Consider the following 23,351-nt stretch of genomic DNA (forward strand, 5'->3'; position numbering starts at 1 on the left):
GGATACGTATATTTCCTACTTCCAGAATCCTTTTTTCTTTTTTTCTTTCCCTTCCGGGGCACCATTTTCGCCCATCTTCTTTGCCGCATTCAGGCTGTCACCGGACGCCTCGTCGAATTTCTTCAACAGCTCCTTCGCTTCGCCGGAAAGCTTATCAGGCACCTGGACCACAAGGGTTACATAATGATCGCCTCTCACCTCTTTGTTGCGGAGGTTGGGCACGCCCTTGCCTTTCAGCCGGATCTTGGTATCCGTCTGCGTCGCAGGCTTCACATCATAAATCACCTTTCCGTCCACCGTATCGATGACTACTTCACCGCCCAGCGCGGCTACGGCAAAGGATACAGGTACCGTGGAATAGATATTATAATCCTGACGCTGGAAAATGGGATGACGGCCTACAATCACTTCCACAAGCACATCACCTCTGGGTCCGCCGTTTACGCCGGGTTCTCCCATGCCTGCGAGCCGCTTGCACTGGCCATTGTCAATTCCTGCGGGAATATCCACTTCAAAGCGCTTTTTCATGGGAACATAGCCGCTTCCATGGCAATCCGTACATTTTTCTTTTATCACCTTGCCGGTACCATTACAGTCCGGACAGGTCTGAACGTTACGCACCGTCCCGAAGAAGGACTGCTGGGTAAATACCACCTGGCCTTTACCGCCGCACTTGGGACAGGTAATAGGCTGCGTTCCCGGCTTCGCTCCTGTTCCGTGACAGGTCTTACATTCTTCTTTTACATTTAGCTCAATGGTCTTGGCAGTGCCGAATACCGCCTCTTCAAAGGTTATATGGACACTGGTACGTAAATTAGCCCCTTTCATGGGGGCATTGCTGGCCCTGCCGCTTCTGCGCGAACCGCCGCCAAAGAAATCGCCAAAGATATCACCGAAAATATCGCCGAAGTCTGCACTGTTAAAATCAAAGCCGCCGAAGCCGCCGCCACCGGCACCCCCGTCAAAGGCCGCATGGCCGAACTGGTCATACTGTCTCCTTTTTTCAGGATCACTCAGCACCGCATATGCCTCTGATGCTTCCTTAAACTTCTTTTCAGCCTCCGCATCTCCCGGATTCATATCAGGATGGTATTTTTTGGCGAGGACTCTGTATGCTTTTTTAATGGCTGCGTCATCGGCATTTTTCTCAATGCCTAAGACCTCATAATAATCTCTCTTTTGTTCCGCCATAATTGCCTCCCTTGGTTCTGCCTCAACACAGCAGAATCACTATTATCTGAACGCAACACTAAGGGACACTGCAGTGCCCCCTAGTGTTGTATTTTTTAAGCTTAAACCTCTCTGAAATCACCGTCGATTACATCATCTTCCGGTGCGGAGCCTGTGTCAGCTGCGCCTGCATCCGCCGCGCCGCCCATATCCGGGCCTGCGCCGCCTGCTGCCTGAGCCTGCTCGTAAACCTTGGAGAACAGGGTCTGTGCACTCTGCATCAGTTTTTCCTGCGCTGCCTTCATGTCTGCAACCTGGGATTCTGTCATTTCCTGATCCTTGGTCTGATCCAGCAGAGCTTTCAGTGCGCTCAGATCTGCCTGTACGCTTGCCTTATCGGCTTCAGGAATCTTATCTCCCACATCCTCCAGAGCTTTTTCGGTCTGGAATACGAAGGAATCCGCTTCATTTCTGGCGTCAATTGCTTCTTTTCTCTTCTTATCCTGTGCTTCGTATTCAGCAGCTTCCTTTACAGCCTTGCTGATGTCGTCTTCGGACATGTTGGAACCGGCTGTAATAGTGATGTGCTGTTCTTTCCCTGTACCCAAATCCTTGGCGGATACATTTACGATACCGTTGGCATCAATATCAAAGGTAACTTCAATCTGAGGCACTCCGCGTCTTGCCGGCGGGATCCCGTCCAGCCTGAACTGTCCGAGGGACTTATTATCCTTTGCAAACTGTCTTTCCCCTTGAAGAACGTTGATGTCTACTGCAGTCTGGTTGTCTGCTGCGGTGGAGAAAATCTGGCTCTTCTTGGTAGGAATTGTTGTATTTCTTTCAATCAGCCTTGTCGCCACGCCGCCCATGGTTTCGATGGACAGGGACAGAGGCGTAACATCAAGAAGAAGAATATCGCCTGCGCCTGCATCACCGGCCAGCTTGCCGCCCTGAACGGAAGCACCGATAGCAACACATTCATCCGGGTTCAGCGTCTTGCTCGGCTCATGGCCTGTCATTAATTTTACCTTATCCTGTACGGCAGGAATACGTGTGGAACCGCCTACAAGAAGTACCTTCCCCAGCTCGGATGCGGTTACGCCGGCATCCTTGAGGGCATTCTGAACGGGAATAGCCGTTCTTTCCACCAGGTCATGGGTAAGCTCGTCGAATTTCGCTCTCGTCAGGTCCATATCAAAGTGCTTCGGTCCATCCGCAGTTGCTGTGATGAAAGGAAGGTTGATGTTGGTGGTGGTTGCACTGGAAAGCTCTTTCTTCGCTTTTTCAGCCGCTTCCCGGAGTCTCTGCATAGCCATCTTATCGCCGGATAAGTCAATGCCTTCCTGCTTCCTGAATTCACTTACCATCCAGTCAATAATCTTATTGTCAAAATCATCGCCGCCCAGACGGGTATCGCCGTTCGTTGCAAGAACTTCGATGACACCGTCACCGATTTCGATGATGGAAACGTCGAAGGTACCGCCGCCCAGGTCGTATACCATGATTTTCTGTTCTTTTTCATTATCCAGACCATAAGCAAGGGCTGCTGCGGTAGGCTCATTGATGATACGCTTTACATCCAGGCCTGCGATCTTTCCTGCATCCTTGGTAGCCTGGCGCTGTGCATCGTTGAAATAAGCAGGTACGGTAATTACCGCTTCATTCACCTTTTCACCAAGATAGTTCTCAGCATCCGCTTTCAGTTTCTGGAGAATCATTGCGGAAATTTCCTGAGGGGAATATTTCTTTCCGTCAATGTCAACCTTGTAATCGCTTCCCATATGTCTTTTGATGGAAGCAACGGTTCTGTCCGCATTGGTTACCGCCTGACGCTTTGCAGGCTCGCCTACCAGCCTTTCGCCGGTCTTTGTAAATGCAACCACACTGGGAGTTGTTCTTGCGCCCTCCGCGTTGGCGATAACGGTGGGTTTACCACCTTCCATAACTGCAACACAGCTATTTGTTGTACCTAAGTCGATACCGATAATTTTGCTCATAAGTCTCCTCCATTCTACCGCTTTTTGCGGCTATTTCATCAGGCAGTGCCTGAAATACTTAATTTGCCACTTTAACCATACTGTGTCTTACCACAGTATCGTGATAGGTATAACCCTTCTGGAATTCCTCGGCCACAATATTCTCACCGTACGCCTCATCCTCCACATGCATGACCGCATTATGGAAATTAGGGTCGAATTCCTGACCGGCCGCTTCAATGGGCTTAACCCCCATATTATCCAGTTCGGTCATCAGCTGTTTATATACCTTGTTCATACCTTCCACGAAAGCGGATCCCTTCTCATCTTCGGGTACGGCCGCCAAACCTCTTTCAAAGTTGTCGACCACCGGGAGGATTTTTTCAATCACGCTTTTTGCTCCGGTTTCGAACATTGCTGACTTTTCTTTATCCGTACGCTTACGGAAATTCTCAAATTCGGCCATCTGACGTTTTACCCTGTCTTCCAGTTCATCAATTTTGGCCTTAAAAGCTTCTTCCTTTTTATCTTTTTTCTTTTTCTTAAAAAAGCCTTCTTTTTCAGCTGCCGGGCTGTCATCCTGTGCGGAATCATCTTCCGGGGAACTTTCTTCCCCTCCGTCCGCTTCCTCACTGCTGCATGCTTCACATTCTCCGGCAGAATCCACGCCGTTATCCGCGTCCGCAGCCGGATCGGCATCCGCTGTTTTGCAAGCCCCCTGTGCTGTTTCTTCTCCTGCCTTCGCCTCAGAAGCAGTATCCATCTCTTCCTCCAGGTTCCGGTTATCTTTATTTTCCATCTTCTGCTTCACTCCATTCTGTGTATCTGACACTTTCTATTTTTGTAACTGTCCGGTAGTTCACAGTTATCTATTTTTTCTTATATAACGTATCCAGCTGTGTCATCAGATTCTTCAGGATTCCCACAACCTTGTCGTAATCCATACGTTTGGGCCCGATGATGCCGACGGTTCCTTTCATTCCTTCGCCCAGCTCGTAGGTGGCTGTTACTATGCTGCAGTCCTTCATTGTCTGTACCGGTGTTTCGTTACCGATATATACCTGAATGCCCGTACTGTTCTCATCAGCCAGTGTTTCCTGAACGATTTGGTTTAATGCCTGTTTTTCTTCAAAAGTGGTAATAAGCTGTCCTGCCAGTTCCTTATCCGCAAGCTCCGGATATTTCAGGATATTATTGGTGCCGCTCGTATAAATCTCCAGATCCTCATCCGCCTGTATGGCTTCCGCCACCGCATCGATGATTTCGCCCACCATATCGCTGTGAATGCCTGCCTGCTGCTTCAGGTTGGCTATCATCGCCAGATTAATCTCATCCAGGCTCTTCCCGTTCAGGTGGGTATTCAGCAGGATATTTAATTTTAATATGGTTTCCTGGTCGGGCGCTTCGTCCACATGGAGCATGGTGTTCTTAATCATATTGCCTTCCACCACGATAACCGCCAATACCTGGTGTTCATCCACCTTGGATAACTGGATGAACTTAAGCTTATTCCCATGATAAAGCGGCGATGAAATCATTGCCGCATAGTTGGTATTCACTGCGAGAACCTTTGCAACCTGCCGGAGAAGATGGTCCATCTTATCTTCTTTCTCCACGAGAAGCTCTCTTAATTCCGTCACTTCCCGATCCTTTTCTGCCAGCATGCTGTCAACATAAAGCCGGTAGCCTTTATCGGAAGGAATCCGGCCTGCGGAGGTGTGGGGCTGGAGGATGTATCCCTGTTCTTCCAGGTCTGCCATCTCATTACGAATCGTGGCTGAACTTAAGTTCAAATCCGTGTATTTGGAAATCGTCCTGCTCCCTACCGGTTCTCCTGTCTCCAGATAGTTACGGATGATTGCCTGCAGAATTTTCATTTTGCGTTCATCCAGTTCGTGCTGCATTACCTCACCTCATTTCGGGTTGTTAGCACTCAACCTTCAGGAGTGCTAACACCTTCTGAACATACATTATCACTTCTCCTATACGTTGTCAACTCGTTTTTAGAAATAAATTAATGAAAAAATTGTGAAGAATCTTAAGAAAAACGGATGAAAACAAAGGCCCTCCGGTTCAGCAGCAGCCTTCCTTCCGGCAAAAGAAACGCCGTATCCCTGTGAAACTGAAAAGCTGGATAAACCGGAATCGGAATCCGCCTTTCAGGGGATACGGCGTATAAATGACGTGTAGTTGTATGAATTCGTAACTGTGAAGGTACGGAACAGTTACATGAAATCTAACTATGTATTTTTATTGCAGGCCTGCGGGTTTCTGTCAGATAGCAAAACTTCCTGTCACATCCCCATTAATCACATAGTATACACTGCTTTCTTCCGGTTTTACATAAAGCTCAACTTCCCTGAAATCAGCTTCCTCCCTGCCCAAATCATATTTCCAAACATCCTTTGCGATCTTGACAAGATCCTCTGTGGAATAGGATTTACCGGCAAACTGTACGGTAACAACTTCCTTGGATGCGATAGTTTCCATCGTCTCTGTTTTAGCTGCCGCTTTCTTAACAGGCGCTTTTTTGGCGGCAGGTTTCGCGGCGGCGGCAGTCTTTTCTGCTGCAGGCTTTTCAGCCGTTTTTTTGGCAGGTGCCTTCTTCACAGGCGCTTTCTTTACGGTTTCTTTTTTAACAGGCTCCTTTTTGGCAGGTGCCTTCTTTTCTGCGGGTTCTTTTACAGCGGCTTTTACTGCTGGTGTTTTTTCAGGCTCTTTGGTTTCGATTTTCAGTGCATCAGCTTTCGCAGTAATTTTCTCAACGGGTTTCACAGTTTCCTTCGCTTCGTTTTTCTTCATTTCTGCCATAATTTTCTCCTCCTTTAGACCCAGGTACTTCGTCCAAGCACAACACACAAAGCAGTAATATACCTGAATATAGAATTCAGTTTACCGCAAAGACGCGCAGTTGTCAACTTTTCGCCTTATTTTCCGCTGAAAAAGGAATTGTTACGGTAAAGCAGCTACCCTTTCCCGGAGTGCTCGCCAGCCCGATATGGCCTCCGTAGAACTCCACAATATGCTTCACAATGGATAGCCCCAGGCCGGTTCCGCCCATCTTTTTGCTGCGTCCCTTATCCACCCGGTAAAAGCGTTCGAAAATACGCTCCTGATCCTCTTTGCTGATACCGCAGCCGTCATCCTTCACGCGGATGCACATGTCGCTCCCCTCCGAAGAAATCTCCACCCATACGTTTCCGCCGGGGTGATTGTATTTGATACCGTTGCTCACCAGGTTCATTATCAGCTCCCGCAGCTGTTTGGCGCTGGCTTCTATGATGAGGGGTTCGCATTCTTTATGAAGCGCAACCTGATATTCCGCAGCAATAGGTTCCGCAGATTCAAAGATTTCCGTCAGCAGAGGGGCGATACGCACCATGGAATAGGTCACCTCGGCCTCCTTTGCTTCCAGGCGGGATATCATGAGGATATCGTTGATAAGGTTGGTCATATTGTCCGTTTCCTTCAGGATACGGGCAATAAAATCTTTTTTTGTAGCCTCATCCTTCACAAATCCCTGATCCAGCAGCTCCGCATATCCTTTGACGGAGGTAATGGGTGTTTTCAGTTCATGGGAAGCGTTGCTGAAAAATTCCTGGCGGATGCGTTTTTCCTTTTCCAGCTGATCCATATGCTCGCGGATCTCCGCCGCCATTTTCATTGTAGTCTGGGATATCACATTTAATTCCTTATATTTATACTGCCGGAAGGTAAAGCTGGGGTTTTCTCCCCGCACCTTCACCATTTCCCTGGAAATTTCATTCAGGGGGGTGGTAATGGTATTGGTAAACCGTATGGCAATTACAACGCTCATGGCAAAAGCAATCCCGGTACCCAGAAGCAGGAGCGGAAAAATCAGAATCATATAATCCAGCATATTCGTATACGGTACCGACATCCGGATCACATAGGGGCCTTTTACGGAATGCACCGCCACATAGAGCAGGCTGCGCCCCAGGCTCTCGGAATTCCTGGCTGCGAAGCCGGATCCGGTTGCCAGGGCTTCCTTCACCTCTTCCCGTTCCAGATGATTTTCCAGTTTTCCCACCTGTTCTATTTCATTATCCGCCACCACTGTCCCGTCTTCGCTGATAATCGTAATCCGGGATTCCTCGTCCATGGTGGCTTTATGCAGACTGCTGAGCTGCTCCTGCAGATCGCCTTCATAATCCAGGGAATAATCCACCACATGGATCGTATTAATCATGGACTCCCTGTTGTTTTTCAGCATGTTCTTTCCTATAAAATAGTAGGAAAAAACACTGCTGACCGCAAGGGCCAGCATGAGTATCGCTACGAACCGGAGTAAAATTGCTCGTTTCATGTTTAATTTTCCTTATTTTCATTCTCCTGGGGAATCACAAACCGATATCCCACGCTGCGGATTGTTTTGATGTATTTGCTTCCTTCCTCACCCAGCTTCTGCCGCAGGGTCCTGATATGAATGTCCAGCGTCCTTGTTTCAATATCTGCGGAATAATCCCACAGCTTATTCAGCAGTTCATCCCGTTCCACCACTCTGGCCCGGTTATCAATGAGATACATCAGCAGTTCATATTCTTTATAAGTAAGGGAAACCGGATCCCCGTTCATAACCACTTCCCGGGCCGCCGGATCCACCGACAGGCCGCCCATCTTAATCTTGCCCGTTTCATGCACAGGCTGCTGTTCCGCCGCGCGCCGCAGAAGGGAACGGATCCGGGCCGCCAGTTCCAGCACGCCGAAGGGTTTCGTTATATAATCATCTGCGCCCCCGTCGAGGCCCACCACTTTATCGTATTCCTTATCCTTAGCCGTGAGGACAATGATCGGGATATTCTTAATCTCATCCTCCCTGCCGCGGATAAGCCGGATGGCCGAAAGCCCGTCCATCCCCGGAAGCATCAGGTCAAAAACCGCCAGATCCGGTTTTTCCTTCCCCGCCAGCTCCAGGGCTTCCTCAGCCGTTTCAAAAGACAGGACCTGATAGCCATAGCCTTCCAATGCAATTTTCACAAGATTCCGGATATTCTCATCATCTTCAATAACAAATATTTTCTGCATGCTTACCTCTCCATTCTTCTGCAAAAGCACTCTCGGCGCTATCCCGGGTTCTTTCTGCCCCATACCGGCTTACGCTATCAGTATATCACTCTTCATCTAAAGCAGGAAGGGCTTTCCCGGATTCACTCACCACATAACCGGCTATATTGGTAGCATGGTCGGCTATCCTCTCCAGGTTGCTGATCAGGTCGAGGAATACCACGCCGCTTTCCGGGACGCATTTTCCTTTGGACAGACGCTGGATATGCTTTTCCCGGAGTTCATCCTCCAGCTTGTCAACATTCCTTTCGTAATCGGCTTCCTGGAGTGCATCGCTGGCACTGGAAAGTTCTCTTGCTTTCAGCGCGCTTTCCAGGGCGAGAATAGTTTCCTCCGCTATAAGCTTCAAATCCTTGAAGCCTTTCTTGGAAAAGGTAACATCATCCTTGCGCATGTTGTCGGCCAGTTCGGCGATGTTTTCCGCATGGTCGCCCACCCTTTCCAGGTCGCTTACCGTATAAAACAGGTTTTTGATCACCTGATGCTGTTCCTCGGTAAGGGAAAGATTGTCCACCCGAACCAGAAACGCGGTAAGAATCTTTTCCATTTCATTTATGATCTTTTCATTCTGAAAAACGGAGCGTATGGTTTCCTTATTTCCCGTTTCAATACCCTCCAGGGATTTTTTCAGGTTTAGCAGGGTGGACTGTCCCATGACATTCACTTCCCCCAGTACAGCGTCCATGGCAAAAGCGGGATTTCCCAGGATACGTTCGTCCAGATGTCTGCGCATTTCACCGGATGCACTGATCTCGGGCTGTTCCTCGGACTTGTCCTCCCTTATTATATAGGTAGAAAGCTTCACGAGCTTATCCGCAAAAGGGACGAGCATAAGGGTGTTGAGTACGTTGAATACGGTATGGAATATGGAAATTTCCACACTGTTTATGGTTGACGAACCCCATACCGGATTAAACCGGAAGAGGATAAACATGATAATTCCGAAAATGACCGCTCCTATCACATTGAAAAGCAGATGGATAATAGAGGCTCTTTTTGCATTTTTCCCGGCTCCCGCGCTGGATATCAGGGCGGTTACGCAGGTTCCTATATTCTGGCCCAGCGTGATAAACACGGCGGACTGCCAGTTCACTACCCCGTTGAGGGCCAGTGTCTGGAGAATTCCCACCGAAGCGGATGAGCTTTGAATGATAGCCGTAACCACAGCGCCTGCCAGGATCGCAAGCACAGGATTTTTACCCAGCACGGCAAAGGCGTCCGCAAAGACAGGTGCATCCCGGTAGGGTTTGATGGCGTCGGACATGAAAGACAAGCCGATAAAGAGAATACTGAAGCCGACGAGGATTTCCCCGACTTTTTTCTTTTTTTCACTCTTGGTAAAAAGGACCAGAAATGCACCGATTCCCAATAACAGAGGGGCAAAGAACTCGGGCTTCATAATACTGCCCCATTCGCTCATGGAAACAATCCAGGCCGTTATGGTGGTACCGATGTTGGCCCCCATAATCACGCCCACAGCCTGTGCCAGTTCCAGCATGCCGGCATTAACAAACCCTACCACCATGACCGTTGTGGCGGAAGAGCTCTGAATAATCGCAGTTACTCCGGCTCCTACAAGGATGGCCATCAGCCTGTTCTTGGTCAGAAATCCCATCAGCTTCTGCATCTTGCCCCCGGCTGATTTCTGAAGGCCGTCAGCCATGATATTCATTCCGTAAAGGAACATGCCAAGGCCGCCGATGAATGAAAACAACATTCCTACATCATTAATAGACATTCCAACTCTCCTCTGCCCTCGTCAACGGATATCGCTGTCTTTTCACGCAATCGAAATCCTGACTTCTCCCTCATTCCGCTTCGGGGCGGTATTTATTTTTCATTGGTTGTAACTCTGGCAGTTACATGGGTTTTACAATGGAGAAAAAAATCATAACTGTTCAGTACCCTCACAGTTACTCTGCAAAAATCCATCTTAAATCGCCTTCGGCGATGGATTTTTGCACTCCTGAATCACTTTCTTACGGTCAGCGCAGTAAATGCGCTGATCTGCTGAACAGTTACAAAAATTCATACTTTCTCATTGTCCTTCTTTATTTTATCAGGCGTGTGTAAAGTACACGCTTAGGTTATGTAAAATCTATGTAAAATATCATTTTAATTTGTTATTTAAAGTTAGAAAGGGTCCTGTTATCGTTCACAGCCTCTCTGTGCCCGGGGCAGATTACTTCCGGCTGCGCTCCGGAACGGGGAAAAGCTGATCATCACGCGTAATTATATCGAACCTTTGAAAGAGAAACTAAAAGGAGAAATGTTATGAATAAACTGCTTTCTGTACGTATTCCTTCTATATGTATCTGTTTTACCCTCATCACAATTGCCAACTCGGCGCTGCAGGTATTATACAGCCGCGGCCTGGACGGATATACCGCTTCGGTGCTGTATCTTTTTCTCTGGCTGATCCTCTGCCAGCTGATCGATGCCGCTGTCTGCAGAATCGAATTCAGGAAATGGAGCCATTACTGCCTTACGGAATCCCTCCTCCTTTATCTGTCCACTCTTGTCTTTTGCCGTGTTTTTTATTGGGATTCCCTGACGATCAGGCAGTTGGCAACCTATACCGCCGTTTTTCTGCTTGTGGATATTTCCATATTCACTTACTTCAGGAAACGGCAGGCTATGCGGGCGGAGGAAATTAATGAACTGCTTCACAAGAGAGAGCAGGGATAAGGTATGCGCTGCCCCGGAACATAAAAATAGGAAGAAGGTTAGCAGCCGCCTTCTTCCTATTTTTATGTCACTCAAACTCCGCATCTGCCAAATGGTTCCCTGCCCGCTGTCCGCAAGTTTCCCTTCCGGCACTTATGCGGCAAGCAGATAAAAATAGGCAAGCACGATAATTCCCAGCACAATCCGGTACCAGCCGAATATCTTGAAGTCATGCTTTTTGATATAACCCATCAGGAAGGAAATCACTCCCATGGAAACCACGAAGGCCACCACCATACCGATGATCAGCAGAGAGGCTTCCGTCATGGTAAACCCGAAGCCAAACTTTACCAGCTTCAAAAGGCTGGCGCCGAACATGACGGGGATTGCCAGGAAAAAAGTGAACTCCGCAGATACCACCCTGCTGACCCCTATCAGCAGCGCCCCCACAATTGTGGCCCCCGAGCGGGAGGTTCCGGGGAATACCGCAGCAATCAGCTGGAAAAGGCCGATAATCAGGGCGTCCCTGTAGGTAAGGGCGGCCAGGCTGTTGATTCTGGGCTTTTTCCCTTTGTTCCAGTTTTCTATCAGGATAAAAGCGACACCGAATAAGATCAGCATGATAGCTACTGTAGTCGCATTATACAAATAAGGCTCCACAATATCATCCAGGAGGACGCCGTAAATCATGGCGGGGATACAGGCCACCAGTACCTTGAACCACATCACAAAAATATCGGTTTTTATAATACCCTTTTTCCGGTTCTTACCCAGATCAAAGGGGAAAATCTTATTCCAGAACAAAACCACCACAGCCATAATAGCACCCAGCTGGATGACCACGAGAAATACCTCCCAGAATTCCGGGGATACCTCCAGTGTCACAAACTCATTGAGAAGAATCATGTGGCCGGTGCTGCTGATAGGCAGCCATTCCGTAATTCCTTCCACAATACCGAACAAAATCGATTTTAAAATTTCAATCATACCTATTCTCCATTATTTTTTACTTTCCGTTCCCGGTTCCAGATAGTGCAGCAGATCCTCGTAGCAATCCCTAGCATCCTGGTAGCCTTCTTCATACAGCAGGCGCAGCTTTTCCCTGTCTTTTTCTATCCGCCCAATCCCGCTGGCTTTCCGGGGACGTATCACAAAGGCCTGCCCGTTGGCCGTCTGGGCATCCAGATAATCCAGCATATTGTTATAGGCAATATGCCTGTTCGCCATCAGCTCATAGATTTTCGGGTACCTGGCATAGCGCAGCTTCACCAGCCCCAGATGGGAGGATGGTTTTCTCCGGTATCCCTCCTCTTTGGTGAGCACCACCACGTTTTTCCGGTTGCCGTCCACAATAGAATGCATGATAGGGACACTGTCCGATAGGCCGCCGTCCAGATAACGTTTTTCTCCGATTTTCACATTTCTGGAAACCAGGGGCAGGGAAGCGGACGCCCTCACCGCAAGGATATCCCGGTACATTTCCTTCAGACGCAGGTATTCCGGCTGCCCCGTTTCGATATTGGTCACCACCGCATAGGCTTTTCCCGGATACCGGTTGAAGGCTTCATAGTCATAGGGGTTCAGACGGTTGGGGATATCGTCATAGCACATCTTTACCCCAAACAAATCCCCTGTTGTCAATACATTATATGCACTGCAATAATGTTTATCCTTCAGATAATCCACGCTGATGGCATATGCCCGGCCCCGCTGGCCCGACAGATAGCTGCACAGGTGGCAGGCTCCTGCCGATACCCCATAGCAATTGGAGAATTCTATTTTTTTGTCCAGGAAAAAATCCAGGACACCGGCGGTATAAACGCCTTTCATTCCGCCGCCTTCCAAAACCAATCCGGCCTGATACATACTCTACCTCCGTTGTCCGTACTCTTCCTTCACAAATCTTCGCAGGGCCGGCAGGGATCGCTCCACCTTTTCCGTGTCAATGCAGTAGGCCATCCGGAAATAGCCGGGACAGCCAAAGGTATCACCGGGTACCAGAACCAAATCATATTTCAGGGCCTTTTTACAAAAAATCCCGGCATCCTCTTCCAGTGCTTTGGGGAATATGTAGAAGGTCCCGCCTGGTTTCACACAGGTAAAGCCCAGATTAGTCAGACAGTCATACAGCAGGTTCCGGTTGGTTTCATAAACGGTCAGATCCGCCGTCTTATCCAGAACCTCCGCCACCGCCAGCTGGATGATGGAGGGCGGACAGTTATGGCCGATTCCCCTGGATATCTGGCCGCACATATTTACTATGGTTTCCGCATCCGGGCAGGCAGGGTTCACCGCCACATAACCAATCCGTTCCCCCGGAAGAGACAGGGATTTGGAAAAGGAATAACAGGAAATGGTATTGGTGTAATAACGGGATACATAGGGTACCTTTACGCCTGTAAATGCAATTTCCCGATAAGGCTCATCCGAAATGATAAAAACAGAATGCCCGTATTCCTCTTCCTTTTCCCGGAGGATACCGGCAAGGCGTTCTATGGTTTCTTCGGAATAGACCACTCCGGAAGGATTATTGGGCGAATTAATCAGGACTGCCGTCACCTTTTCATTCAGCATTTCTTCAAACGCCCCGAAATTGATCTGGAAGGTGCCGGTATCCGCCGGAACCACCTTCAGGACCGCTCCGGTCAGATTTACATATGGATTATATTCCGGGAAATAGGGGGCAAAGGTCAGGATTTCATCCCCGGGCTGTGTCACCGCCCGATAGGCATGGGCCAGGGCGCCGGCTGCACCGGATGCCATAAAAATATGCTGCGGGCCGTAGTCCATTCCGAACCTTTTGTTCAAAGACTCTGCAATTTTTGCACGCACCGACGGGATTCCCAGACTGGGGCTGTAGCCATGCAGCTCCATGGGATTGCTGTTTTGAAGCATTTCTATCATGCAGTCCGTAAATTCCGCAGGAACGGGAACCGATGGATTCCCCAGACTGTAATCATATACATTTTCATAGCCGATCTCTTCCCCACGCCTGGCAGCGAATTCGGATAGTGTACGGATGACCGATTTTCCGCTGAGCATGGATTTATATTGCTCTGATACCATAATTTCCCTCCAAACCGCTTTGCGGCTTAACTGCCGTTCGGCTTTGCTGTCTTTTTTGTCCCGACCATTGTATCACAGGGGAGGCCGAAGTTACAATAGGAACGTCGGCACAGGGGACGTGAACAGTAAAAAAAGACTGAAAAGTCCGATATAACATCGGGGGATTCAGTCTTTTACATATCCGCTTTTTTACAGGCTGGTGAAGTCCGTGGGCATGCGGTATACAAGAAGGGCCATGAGCGGAATCAATATTTCGCATACCTGGACGAAAAAGCTTGCTATGTCTTCGGTGATTCCTCCGAAATGCTTGAAAGCTACCCAACAGTAGTAGAGGAATGCGATGACGGCGCCTGCGATGCAGGCAAGGCCTACGGAAAGGTTCATGCGGAGCATGAAAAAAGCGCAGGCAGCCGTATAAAGGATGAGTATGGCGGCAACTGCAATCTTGGTTTTGCCTTCGGGGACATAGAGGGAGCATTTGCTTGTCTGGGAATGGCGGAGCCAGATGATGGAGAGGCCGTAGAGGGAACGGGATAAAATAAATCCCAGGGCTACAACGGGCCACCCGTCTATAGGCATTTCACTCCAAAGCCCAACTATAATGAGGAAATAGCTGACGCAGGTGATGATGGCAAAATAACCGCTGTGGGAGTCCTGAAGGATTTCCAGTTTGCCTTTTCTGGGCTGATGGGAAGAAAGGGCGTCAACGGTACGGAAAAATCCATCCATAAAGGCTCCGCTGGAGAGAAGGAGGGGTATCATTACGCAGATTACGGAACGGAGGAATTCATAGTCCAGAAGGTAGGGATGGACAATTCTCCATTCGGTAATAAGGAATGCAATGACGGCCCCGACCCAGGGAACAAAACAAAGAATATATTTCATGTTGTCTTTTGTCTTGTCTATCTGGCGGGCGGGTATTATGGAATACATGGAAAAAGCTAAACGTAAACTGTTCCAGATCTGTTTCATGCTGTCGCTCCTGTCTCTTTGGTCTTTACTCGATAACCACATCATCAGCGTATTCGTCCCATATCAGGCATATCCATGTCTTTCCCTGACTGAGTTCGATGGGGTTTCCGTCTTTATCCACATAATAAGCGGGATCGGTGTCTGCATAACGGGACCAGGTCCCTTCGGTCATTTTTCCCTGGGTGAATACCTGGACCTTCATGCTGTTGTCCCCGTGGCAGCCAAAAGCGAGGTAGTCGTTTTCATCCCTTACTTCGCCGTAGCAATACTGGAAAATGACGTTGTCAAAAGACAGCTGTTCCCCCGTGCTTTCGTCAATATGAGGGCCGCCGTATTGATAGCGGTAATATTTCCCTTCTTTCTGATCGTATTCAAAGTATGCCTGTACCTTGCTGAAACCGTTGGGAAGATCGGTTTTCTTTCCTCCCGGATAAAGAAGAAGAGCCTGCTTACCGTCGGAGTTGTCCGGCCTCCGGCCGTCCGGGGCAAAAGCGAATTTGGGCTTATGGGTATCATGGTAGGTCTGGCTGTAGCCAAATTTTTTAATGTCCTTTAGCAGCCCCCGGATGTCGATATATACATTGTGGGGCGCTTTCCTTTCAGAGGTCCGCAGAAAGGTGCTGGACGCCGGATGGTCAATACCCGCAACGGCTCCGCTGATATTGTCCACGCGGTCGCTGTTAAGCAGTTCCCCCACATAGGGGGTGGCCTGTCCGAAATGAGCGTATATAGCGTCGAATTCCAGGGCGCAGTAAACAAAATAGTCTCTGCTGCTTCTGATATAACCGATGCGGTCCATATCCTGGTAATTTTCAAAAAGCCCCATTAATCTGGTAATACGGCCTTCCACGGGCGCTTCATAGACAATGGAGGCACGGCCGATGCCCGTCTGCGGGCAGCCTTCAATAATATTGTTGAACATCACGGCAAGGGGTCTTTGGGCCACCTGTCCGGATTCCATTTTTTCCCCGGTAAGGAAGCTGTGTTCCCCGTCATTTTGTACCTTGGCAGCCTCTTTGTCATGGGTAACGGCTCCGGTTTCATTGGCTTGTGCCTGTTCGCTGGCGCTGACAGACTGGGATTGTTCGGCGGTTTCCGATTCGGCCGGCTGTTCCCCGCTATTGCCGCAGCCCGCAAGCAATGCAGCACCTACCAAGAATGCGGTAAAAAGAACGGTTTTCCGGCGTATTATCCCTGTAATCATCTGGTTTTTTTTCATGTGTTTCTCCTAAAAAAACGATCCCCGGCAAAAGAATATCTCCTTATCCCCGGCATCTGTGATTTTTTCATCGGCTGTTGCATCCTGTGGTAATTTACCGTTGTAAAGTCCATAAAGTCTATGATATTGTACTCCGCAAGTACCTGAAAGTCCAGTAAATTATGAAATTCTTAATGAATTAAACGGCATTTTTCCGCAATTCTAACGAATAATGCACCCTTGGGAAGGGCGAGAAGATCCTTCCTTCCCACAGCGCCCATTTTAATAGTAAGAATAAAATATATGGGGACTGCCACAAGGATAGCCGCAGCCAGGCATACTACATTAATATGGATGAGAAGGTACAGGCCCTGGTAAACACCAAAGGCGGCGGCGCCCATAAGGACGGCGGCCCATCCGGGAAGAAGGAAGGTTTTTATAATCTCCTGTTTATATTTCAATTCTTTTTTCACGGAGATCCCGTTTAATATACACATAAGGAAGGAATACAGGACGGTGGCAATAACCAGGGTATAAAGCCCTAAATCTGTAGTCAGAAGAAGGGGGACCAGCACCACCGTCTGGATTACCAGGGCTACCGCTGCATTGATTACCGGCAGGTTCACCTTTCCAATCCCTTGCAGAACTGCATTGCTGATAGTGGAAAGAGCATAGAAAATGATGCTGATGCTCATAGCCGCAAGCAGGTAGGATACGGTATCCACGGACGATTTCTGGGGATACAGAAGCAAAGTCACAGGCTTGGCCAGCACTGTCAGGCCCACGGCGGAAGGAATGGAAAGGAACATGGTCGTTTTAATCGCGGTACCTATGCGCCTGTTGGTTCCCGAGATATCTCCCTGGGCAAAGCTCCCGGAAATTCCGGGAATCATGGCAGAGGACATGGCGGAAGCTATAGCGATGGGGATGTTGGATATCTGTTTGGCTTTGCCGCTGAACAGCCCATACTGGGTATAAGCCTGCGCTTCGGTAAAACCTTTCACATGCTCCATGATCCTGGTATATATGGTAAGGTTCAAAGAAGTATTAAAGTTGTAAATAAAGGTGCTCAAAATAACAGGAGTCACCATGGTAATGATGATTTTATATACTTCCCCGGTGGTCAGAAGCTGGGAGGAGCGATCCCTTTTGACCTTACGGCTAATATATTCTTTATTCAGCACAAACACACCCAGCATGAATAGCAGAGCGATTATCACGCCGGATCCCGTGCCGATTGCACTGCCCGACGCACCGTATATGGCCTGGGTGGTGGTGTCCGAATCCGATACGGCTTTAATCAGAAGGAAAGCCGCCAGGATGCTGACCACCGCATTCAGGATCTGCTCCACTATCTGGGAAAAGGAGGTGGGCACCATCGTACCGTGCGCCTGGAAATACCCTCGCAGGACCCCAAGAAGGCCGGAAAAAAATATGGTGGGGGCAAAAATCCGCAGGACCGGGATGGAATTTCCTCCTACCAGGAAGCCTGCGCCGAAAAAGGTAAAAAGGCTGGCAAGTCCGCCCACCACCACCACGTAACCGATGGCGCAGCGGAAAATTTTCTGGGCATTCCGGTATTCTTTCAATGCGAGTCTCTGGGCGATGACCTTGGAAATCGCAGAAGGGATGCTGTAGGAGGAAACAAGAAGAATGATCGTGTATATCTCATAAGCGGATGAATAATATCCGTTTCCTTCGTCTCCGATAACGGCGGCCAGCGGACTTCTGTATAAAATTCCTATGATTCGGCATATAATCCCGGCTGCTGCCAGAATCCCCGCCTGCATAACAAAGCTGTTGCTGTTTTTCTTATTCCCCATATATTATCCACCTGTTTGCAATTGTTTACTCCGAAAGGCGGAAAGAAAGCAGGGCATCCAGCCTTCGTTCCACAACCTCATAAACAAAAATGTCCGGCTGCTGTTCATCGATCATCGACTGTTCAAAACATCCGTTCCAATGGGGCATATACGTATACGCGAAATTGGAGGCAAGCACCGGGGCCATCCCCCCTGCAAAGGAATCCCTTACGAGGAAAAGCCGTCTTCTGTCCGGTGAATCCGACTGGTATATCAGCTCCGTGGCGTCTATCGCCTGGATAACCGTCATATTGTTGGTCGGATAACCCGACACATCATAGCTGACCTCGGCAGGCTTGTTATTTTTATAATAGTCCCTCAGATTCATCATATTCGCCAAATCGTATCCGGAGAAGTCGTTGGGTGTAATTGTGAGCTCTTCCACCTGGGGTATCTGTATTCCCAGCTCTCTGAGAAGGGACTTGGCACCGATGTAGGCCCCCAGGTAATTCCAGTGGGTATCGTAATGCCAATACAAATCATACTGATCCTTGTAGGCCAGCAGATCCTCTTTCGGATAGACGATCCGGATCCCCGTTTCCTCACGCAGATAGGAAATCACCTGCTCCGCCCTGGTCTGCTCTCCCCTTTTGCGGATATAGTCAGGGAGGTTGTCTGAATAAATTTCTTCCTTATTAGAAGGGATCATGAGGACAAATTCAATGCCCCTGGCGTCCAGATAGGCTTTGGTACTCAGCATATTGTCCTTAATCAGTTCCAGCTGCTCCTGGCTGTAAAGATTCGTCCCCTTATAATCTTCAATACTTCCCTCATCCGTAAAAAACAGCCAGTCATTTTTTCCCAATACCACGCTTGCGGAAGAGGCGTCCCCGAAAATATTCATATTCAGGATGCTGTTGGCTTCGATCATCTGGCTTCTGAAGGCCAGATGATCGTTATAATAGCTGTTGTATTCCGATGCAAAGGTATGCAGGTTTTCCCGGGAAAGCTCCGGTTTCTCCGCCAGCTGCCTGTTTTCCGTATTTTCGGTATTTAATGAAGGATCCCAAAAAAAGGAAATAACCCTGGGTCCTATAATAAGCAGGGCAAATATAATTATCCACGCCGCCGCCTTTTTTTTCGACATATACCGCTCCTTTCGTATCAGAAGAAACATGCATTAGAAATTCATGTAAATAAAAGCGCTGTAGGTGCTGCTCACCATAAGCAGCATACTGTAGGCCAGAAGCAGCATACAGAATACCAGTTCCGCCGTGCTGTTTTTGAATTTTTCCGCCCGGGGAGTAATTTTAACCGCCGCTTTCTGCAGCAGGCCGCAGCCCAGGATACCGCATATCGCCAGAAAAAAAGCCCGGTTGGTAACCAGTTCCTGTACGGCATAACCGGATGCGGTATACATCCAGGGAAGAAACATCCGCTTCAGGTACTGGAGGGTAAGGCCCACATCCCCCACGCGGAAAAAGGTCCAGCCCACGCACAGCACCAGTATGGTGTAGACATGCTTCACCACCTTTGTCTTTTCAAGGATTTTACCCAGTCCCAGACGCTCCAGAACCATAAAAACACCATGGAAAATACCCCAGCAGATAAAATCCCAGCTGGCGCCGTGCCACAGTCCGGTGGCAACAAAAATAATGGAAATATTAATATAGGTACGCACCTTGCCCTTCCGGTTCCCGCCCAGAGGGAAATACAGATATTCACGGAACCAGGACGTCAGGGAAATATGCCATCTGCGCCAGAAGTCGGTAATCGTGGAAGCAATATAGGGATAATTGAAGTTTTCCGTCAGATGAAACCCGAACATTTTCCCCAGCCCCACCGCCATATCGGAGTAGCCGGAAAAATCATAGTACAGCTGCAGGGAATAAAAAATAATGGCAATCCAGGCCAATATACCGTTTATATTGCCCAAATCCAGCCCATATATCCGATCCACGCAGGCTCCCAGCGTATCCGCGATAATAACCTTTTTGGCAAGTCCATATACAAAACGCCGGACACCTTCGCCCATAAGGGACAGACTCTGCTGTCTCTGTGTCAGCTGTTTTTCAAAATCCCTGTATTTTTCAATCGGTCCCTGGGTGATTTTAGGGAAGAAGGAAAAATAGAGGGCCATATGCAGTATGTTTTTCTGCGCCGGGTATTTTTTCTTATACAGATCGATCAGATAGGTCATGGCCTGGAAGGTAAAAAAGGACACGCCTAAAGGCAGGGCGATGTCTTTCATGGACAAAAGCTCCCTGCCGGATATTTTGTTTATGGTATTAATGAAAAAATTAAAGTATTTATAATATCCCAGGATTCCTAAGTTTACCAGGATGCCTGCTATAAGAAACGTCCTGCGCCTTCCCTGTCCCTGCACGGCATCCATAAAAAGGCCCAGGGCGAAGTTGGCCAGTATAGAGACAAGAAGCAGCCACATATACCTTGGCTCACCCCATGCATAAAAAAGCAGGCTGGCTGCAAGCAAAAGAAGATTCTGAAGCTTCCTGCTCTTCCCCGCAATTTTATCCAGTATAAACACTATGGGCAAAAAAGCCCACAAAAACAACATCGAGCTGAATACCATTCTCTTTTCTCCATCTTCTTTTGTGCTTCCGGTACTTTAATGAATCCCTGTCTTTTACTTATTATAAACGGTAGAAGATATTTTTCAAACCTTTTTTGTGAGATCCCGTACCACCTCTCCGGCTGCAATCAAACCGGCGACACTGGGGACAAAGGCAATGCTTCCGGGAATGGAGCGGCGGCAGGAAGCAGTGTCCTCCAATGCCGGAGTTTCCTTTGGCTTCATCGCCTCCTCTTTGGAGTATACCACCTTCACATCCTTTATTCCCCTTGCCTTCAGTTCCCTGCGCATAACCCTTGCGAGAGGGCATACGCTTGTCTGGTAAATATCCGCCACCTCAAAACGGGTGGGATCCATCTTGTTGCCGGCCCCCATGCTGCTGATTACCGGCACGCCGGCCTGTTTGGCACGTACGATCAGTTCCAGCTTGGCCGTTACCGTATCCACGGCATCCACCACATAATTATAGGAAGAAAAATCAAAATCATCCGCATTCTCCGGCAGAAAAAAGCATTCCCTTGTCTCCACCATGGCCCGGGGATTAATAGAAAGGATACGTTCCTTCATCACCTGGGTTTTGTATCTGCCCACGGTATCCAGGGTTGCTATAATCTGGCGGTTCAGATTGGAAAGAGCCACCTTGTCATTGTCCACCAGAAGGAAATGACCCACGCCGCTCCGGGCCAGCGCCTCCGCCGTATAGCCTCCCACGCCTCCGATGCCGAATATGGCTACCTTTGACGAGTTTAATATATCGATTCCTTCTTCTCCCAGAAGAAGGGCTGTTCTTGTAAATTGTTCCTGCATTCACTTTCTCCCTGTTTTCTCAATCTGTATAAAAGGAGTGGCATTTCATTATACCATTGTCCCTGGAAATCTGTCTATGAATTCGTGTATGTACATTGCGGAATCGTGACGGAACCTGTTACAAAGCGGCAGCTTATGGAAGGTACATACAGCCGGATTTCATTGTATTTTCTGAAATAATCCGATATTTTATAGACAGGCAGCAGCACGGGCAATTCCGGGCTGTTTCAGAAATGTTCTTTATAAATCGTTTTTAATTAAAGGAAGGATAGTTTCATATGGGCAGAACGGTAGGGATCGGGCTTCAGGATTATGAATCAATAAGAAAAGAACGGGTATTTTATGTCGATAAAACGGATTTTATCCGTGAATGGTGGGAAAGCGGTGATAGTGTAACATTGCTTACCCGCCCAAGACGTTTTGGGAAAACCCTGACTATGAGCATGCTGGAACAATTTTTCTCCCTGAAATATGCCGGCCGGGCAGACTTGTTTGAAGGCCTTGCTATCTGGGAGCATGAAAAATACCGTCTTCTGCAGGGAACATATCCAGTCATCAGTCTTACTTTTGCTAATGTAAAAGAAAAGGATTACCGAACCACCATACAGAGAATCGGCCAGCTGCTGGCCGATTTATATAATATAAATGCGTTTCTGCTGGAGGGCGGTTATCTTACCGAGGAAGAAAAGTTAAGCTACCGCAGTATCATGAGAAGTGCGGCGACGCTGGATATCCCTGAAGTCATTGCAACTATGGCTGTGCATAAACTTTCCGATTATCTTTACAGATATTATGGAAAAAAAGTAATTATCCTTTTGGACGAATACGATACTCCCATGCAGGAATCCTATGTAGATGGGTATTGGGGGGATTTGGCTTCCTTCATCCGAAGTCTTTTTAACGCTTCTTTTAAGACGAATCCCTATCTGGAGCGTGCCATTATGACAGGGATTACACGGGTCAGCAGAGAATCCGTTTTTTCCGATTTAAACAACCTGAAGGTGATTACCACAACCTCGGATGAATACGCGGAATGCTTTGGCTTCACACATGAAGAAGTGAATGCCGCCCTTTCTGAGTACGGATTGGCGGAACGTATCCATGAGGTAAAGAATTGGTATGATGGTTTTACCTTTGGCCATAAGAAAGAAATCTATAACCCCTGGTCAATTATTAATTTCCTCGATACCGGAAAAGTGGGTCCCTATTGGGCAAATACCAGCTCTAACAATCTGGTTGGAAAGCTAATCCGGGAGGGCAGCCGGGATATCAAAATATCCTTCGAAAGGCTTCTTCAGGGAGAAAGTCGGGTGCAGAAATTGATGAACAAATCGTTTATGACGAGTTGGATATCGATGAACGGGCTATTTGGAGCCTGCTGCTGGCAAGCGGCTATCTAAAGGTAAAGGGCTACAGGGTTGTCACTTCAAAGTTCGGAGAATGGAGGCCCGAATATGAGCTGTCTCTGACGAACTTTGAGGTACGGATAATGTTCCGCAATATGGTGCACAGTTGGTTCGGACGCAGCGCATCTGATTATAACGGTTTTATTAAAGCATTGCTCCAGGATGATCTGGAAGCGATGAATGCCTATATGAACAGGATTGCATTGGAAACCTTCAGCTATTTTGATACGGGAAAAGGTGCGGAAAAACAGGCCGATCCGGAACGGTTTTATCATGGGTTTCTGCTGGGCCTGATGGTGGATCTTACGGACAGGTATATAATAACTTCGAACCGGGAAAACGGTTTCGGCAGATATGATGTAATGTTACGGCCCCGCAGCAAGGAGGATGATGCAGTTATTCTGGAATTTAAAGTTCGCAGCACCCGAAAAGAACCTGGTCTTGAAGATACTGCCCAAAGGGCGCTTGACCAGATCGGGGAAAAGGGGTATGCAAAGGGACTGATTGCCGAAGGGGTGCCGGCAGAGCGCATCCGGAAATATGGTTTTGCTTTTGAAGGAAAGAATGTATTCATTAAAAAAGGACATTGATGTCAGGCGGCAGTACTAT

At 48.3% G+C, this 23,351-nt stretch carries 18 protein-coding genes and 1 pseudogene; 2 read left to right on the forward strand and 17 right to left on the reverse strand.

The annotated features are described in order from the left end of the window. Positions 1-15: 15 nt before the first annotated feature. The 8 genes from dnaJ to DXA36_RS05195 form a co-directional block, all read right to left on the reverse strand. Positions 16-1,191, reverse strand: coding sequence for a molecular chaperone DnaJ (dnaJ, locus tag DXA36_RS05160; protein ID WP_118676968.1), 1,176 nt, complete (start codon positions 1,189-1,191; stop codon positions 16-18). 101 nt (positions 1,192-1,292) lie between these two features. Continuing rightward, entirely contained in the window at positions 1,293-3,167 is a 1,875-nt protein-coding gene (gene dnaK, locus DXA36_RS05165) for a molecular chaperone DnaK (protein ID WP_118676970.1), read from the reverse strand. Positions 3,168-3,225: 58 nt separating this feature from the next. After that, positions 3,226-3,945 (reverse strand): nucleotide exchange factor GrpE, encoded by a 720-nt coding sequence (gene grpE, locus DXA36_RS05170; RefSeq protein ID WP_243114570.1) that lies wholly within the window; start codon positions 3,943-3,945, stop codon positions 3,226-3,228. A 70-nt stretch (positions 3,946-4,015) separates the two neighbouring features. Beyond that, positions 4,016-5,050 carry a heat-inducible transcriptional repressor HrcA gene (gene hrcA, locus DXA36_RS05175; RefSeq protein WP_118676972.1) on the reverse strand — a complete coding sequence of 345 codons (1,035 nt, stop codon included), beginning with the start codon at positions 5,048-5,050 and terminating at the stop codon, positions 4,016-4,018. Positions 5,051-5,420: 370 nt separating this feature from the next. Beyond that, positions 5,421-5,957 carry a DUF6465 family protein gene (locus DXA36_RS05180; RefSeq protein ID WP_118676974.1) on the reverse strand — a complete coding sequence of 179 codons (537 nt, stop codon included), beginning with the start codon at positions 5,955-5,957 and terminating at the stop codon, positions 5,421-5,423. A 103-nt stretch (positions 5,958-6,060) separates the two neighbouring features. Next, positions 6,061-7,473: a sensor histidine kinase gene (locus DXA36_RS05185; RefSeq protein ID WP_118676976.1), complete on the reverse strand. Its 1,413-nt coding sequence runs from the start codon at positions 7,471-7,473 to the stop codon at positions 6,061-6,063. A gap of 2 nt (positions 7,474-7,475) precedes the next feature. Further along, positions 7,476-8,192 (reverse strand): response regulator transcription factor, encoded by a 717-nt coding sequence (locus tag DXA36_RS05190; RefSeq protein WP_118677147.1) that lies wholly within the window; start codon positions 8,190-8,192, stop codon positions 7,476-7,478. 85 nt (positions 8,193-8,277) lie between these two features. Further along, positions 8,278-9,969 carry a Na/Pi cotransporter family protein gene (locus DXA36_RS05195; protein WP_118676978.1) on the reverse strand — a complete coding sequence of 564 codons (1,692 nt, stop codon included), beginning with the start codon at positions 9,967-9,969 and terminating at the stop codon, positions 8,278-8,280. 536 nt (positions 9,970-10,505) lie between these two features. On the opposite strand from DXA36_RS05195, the gene DXA36_RS05205 reads away from it, so the two are divergent. Beyond that, positions 10,506-10,919, forward strand: coding sequence for a hypothetical protein (locus tag DXA36_RS05205; RefSeq protein WP_118676980.1), 414 nt, complete (start codon positions 10,506-10,508; stop codon positions 10,917-10,919). Positions 10,920-11,051: 132 nt separating this feature from the next. On the opposite strand, the gene DXA36_RS05210 is transcribed toward DXA36_RS05205, so the two are convergent. From DXA36_RS05210 to DXA36_RS05250, 9 genes are all read right to left on the reverse strand, one after another. Further along, positions 11,052-11,885 (reverse strand): undecaprenyl-diphosphate phosphatase, encoded by an 834-nt coding sequence (locus DXA36_RS05210; RefSeq protein ID WP_182478937.1) that lies wholly within the window; start codon positions 11,883-11,885, stop codon positions 11,052-11,054. 12 nt (positions 11,886-11,897) lie between these two features. After that, positions 11,898-12,764 carry a patatin-like phospholipase family protein gene (locus DXA36_RS05215; RefSeq protein ID WP_118676984.1) on the reverse strand — a complete coding sequence of 289 codons (867 nt, stop codon included), beginning with the start codon at positions 12,762-12,764 and terminating at the stop codon, positions 11,898-11,900. Between the two features lie 3 nt (positions 12,765-12,767). Then, positions 12,768-13,964: a pyridoxal phosphate-dependent aminotransferase gene (locus DXA36_RS05220; RefSeq protein WP_118676986.1), complete on the reverse strand. Its 1,197-nt coding sequence runs from the start codon at positions 13,962-13,964 to the stop codon at positions 12,768-12,770. A 189-nt stretch (positions 13,965-14,153) separates the two neighbouring features. Then, entirely contained in the window at positions 14,154-14,936 is a 783-nt protein-coding gene (locus DXA36_RS05225) for an adenosylcobinamide-GDP ribazoletransferase (protein ID WP_182478938.1), read from the reverse strand. A 25-nt stretch (positions 14,937-14,961) separates the two neighbouring features. Further along, a complete protein-coding gene (locus DXA36_RS05230; protein ID WP_118676989.1) occupies positions 14,962-16,155 on the reverse strand; it encodes a DUF3048 domain-containing protein in 1,194 nt (397 codons plus the stop codon). A gap of 170 nt (positions 16,156-16,325) precedes the next feature. Next, entirely contained in the window at positions 16,326-17,957 is a 1,632-nt protein-coding gene (locus DXA36_RS05235; RefSeq protein WP_118676991.1) for a putative polysaccharide biosynthesis protein, read from the reverse strand. Between the two features lie 25 nt (positions 17,958-17,982). Continuing rightward, complete coding sequence (locus DXA36_RS05240; RefSeq protein WP_182478939.1) at positions 17,983-19,083, reverse strand: alginate O-acetyltransferase AlgX-related protein; 1,101 nt, start codon at positions 19,081-19,083, stop codon at positions 17,983-17,985. A 33-nt stretch (positions 19,084-19,116) separates the two neighbouring features. Beyond that, a complete protein-coding gene (locus tag DXA36_RS05245; RefSeq protein ID WP_118676995.1) occupies positions 19,117-20,529 on the reverse strand; it encodes an MBOAT family O-acyltransferase in 1,413 nt (470 codons plus the stop codon). Between the two features lie 84 nt (positions 20,530-20,613). Further along, positions 20,614-21,336, reverse strand: a complete 723-nt coding sequence (locus tag DXA36_RS05250; protein ID WP_118676997.1) for a tRNA threonylcarbamoyladenosine dehydratase — start codon at positions 21,334-21,336, stop codon at positions 20,614-20,616. A gap of 278 nt (positions 21,337-21,614) precedes the next feature. Here DXA36_RS05250 and DXA36_RS05255 point away from each other — a divergent pair. Continuing rightward, a pseudogene (locus DXA36_RS05255) lies at positions 21,615-23,332 on the forward strand (AAA family ATPase). The last annotated feature ends 19 nt before the right edge of the window (positions 23,333-23,351 follow it).

Origin of the sequence: Eisenbergiella sp. OF01-20, assembly GCF_003478085.1 — a bacterium.
Lineage (GTDB): Bacteria > Bacillota > Clostridia > Lachnospirales > Lachnospiraceae > Eisenbergiella.